The organism is Frankia sp. AgKG'84/4 (assembly GCF_023242965.2).
Taxonomy (GTDB): domain Bacteria; phylum Actinomycetota; class Actinomycetes; order Frankiales; family Frankiaceae; genus Frankia.
On the sequence record NZ_JALKFU020001047.1, the window covers coordinates 1 to 1,629 of the forward strand.

General features: G+C 72.7%; 2 protein-coding genes. One reads left to right on the forward strand and one right to left on the reverse strand.

Annotated elements, in window-relative coordinates; genetic code table 11:
* Nucleotides 1-281: 281 nt before the first annotated feature.
* Nucleotides 282-938, forward strand: coding sequence for an adenylate kinase family protein (locus MXD58_RS27165; protein WP_248836558.1), 657 nt, complete (start codon nt 282-284; stop codon nt 936-938).
* Nucleotides 939-996: 58 nt separating this feature from the next.
* Here MXD58_RS27165 and MXD58_RS27170 read toward each other — a convergent pair whose 3' ends face one another.
* Nucleotides 997-1,551: a hypothetical protein gene (locus MXD58_RS27170; protein ID WP_250610765.1), complete on the reverse strand. Its 555-nt coding sequence runs from the start codon at nt 1,549-1,551 to the stop codon at nt 997-999.
* Between the last annotated feature and the right edge of the window lie 78 nt (nt 1,552-1,629).

Consider the following 1,629-nt stretch of genomic DNA (forward strand, 5'->3'; position numbering starts at 1 on the left):
TGATGGCGCCCCGGGTGGCGCGAGCGGGCCACCCGGGGCGGGTGAGGCGTGTGTCGCAGGAGGCCGCCCGGGTGCCGCTGCCGGCGCCGTGTCCCGGGTGCCTCCCGTGGTGGGCCGCCCGCGCCGGAAAACGTGTCGTCGCCCACGCCTCGTGTCGGCCGGCGAGAACGGGGCGGTCCATTCGTCCAACGGATACGGTAACGGCCAGGGAATGACTGGACGGCCAGTCCGCGGCCGACGCCCTGGAAACCGCGGTTCGAGCGCGAGAGGGAATTCGATTCGTGCGCAAGTTCGTCATCATGGGAGTGCAGGGCAGCGGCAAGGGAACCCAGGCGACGATGCTGGCACGGGATTTCGACCTGGCCCACATTAGCGTCGGCGACGTGTTTCGCTGGAACGTATCGAACCACACGAAGCTCGGTGCCCAGGTGAAACGCACGGTAGCCGCCGGCCACCTGGTCGGGGATGACCTGGTGGAATCGGTGGTGCGGACCCGGCTGTCGGACCACGACTGGAACTACGGATTCATCATCGACGGATTCCCGCGTAACGCGCGTCAGGCGGAGTTCTTCCTGGAGAGCTACGACATCGACGGGGTGATCTATCTGGACCTCCCGGACGAGGAGGTCTACCGGCGGGTGCTCGCCCGGCGGCTGTGCTCGCGCTGCGGCCTGGACTACAACCTGATGGCCAGCCGGCCGGTCATGCCGGACACCTGCGATGTCTGCGGTGCGCCGCTGCTGACCCGGCCCGACGACAACCCGCAGGCTCTCGCCGTCCGGCTACAGGACTACCACGAGAAGACCCAGCCGGTGATGGAGATCTTCCAGCGCAAGGAGTTCGTCGCGGTCGTGGACGCCCGCCGCGAGCCGCGGGCGGTCCAGACCGAGATTCGCGGGTACTTCAACCTGCCCGAACTCGCGCCCGCGCCGGTGTGAGGCGGGCGGTGGCGACCGGCCACCGCCTGGCGACCGGCTACTACTTGGCGACCGGCTACTACTTGGAGAACAGCAGCACGGTGCCCTGGGCCTGGCCGAACCCGGCCGTGCCGATGCCGCCGGTCACCCCGTGCCCGGAGAAGGCCAGCGCGTGCGCGGCCCCGCCGGCCGGGGAGTCGGAGGTGATCCTGTAGCCGGCGGCCGGTAGCGCGGTGCGGTAGAAGGCCGCGATCGCGTTGGGGGTGAGGCCGGTCAGGGTCACGGTCGAGGTGCCGGCGAGGCTCGCGCCGAGCTTCACCTTCGCGCCCGGCGGGATGGGGAAGTCCGCGGGCACGTTGGTCCCCTTCAGCGCGTCTGCGCCGGTCGCGCCGTCGATCCGGCCCACGCCCGGCAGCGACGTCGACAGCGAGGTGGGCAGCGAGGTGGGCAGCGAGGTGGGCAGCGCGGTGGGAAGCGTGGTGGGAATCGTGGTGGGCAGCCCGGTGGGGAGCGCCGATGCCAGCGAGGACGGCAGGCTGGCGCTCGGGCCGGGCGTGGTCGCACCGTCCGAGCCGTCCGGCCCGCAGCCGGCGGTCAGCCCGACGAGTCCGGCGAGCGCGAGTCCGGTGAGCAGCGCGGCGGGGGGGGGGGGGGGGGGGGGGGGGGGGGGGGGGGGGGGGGGGGGGGGGGGGGGGGGGGGGGGGGGGGGGGG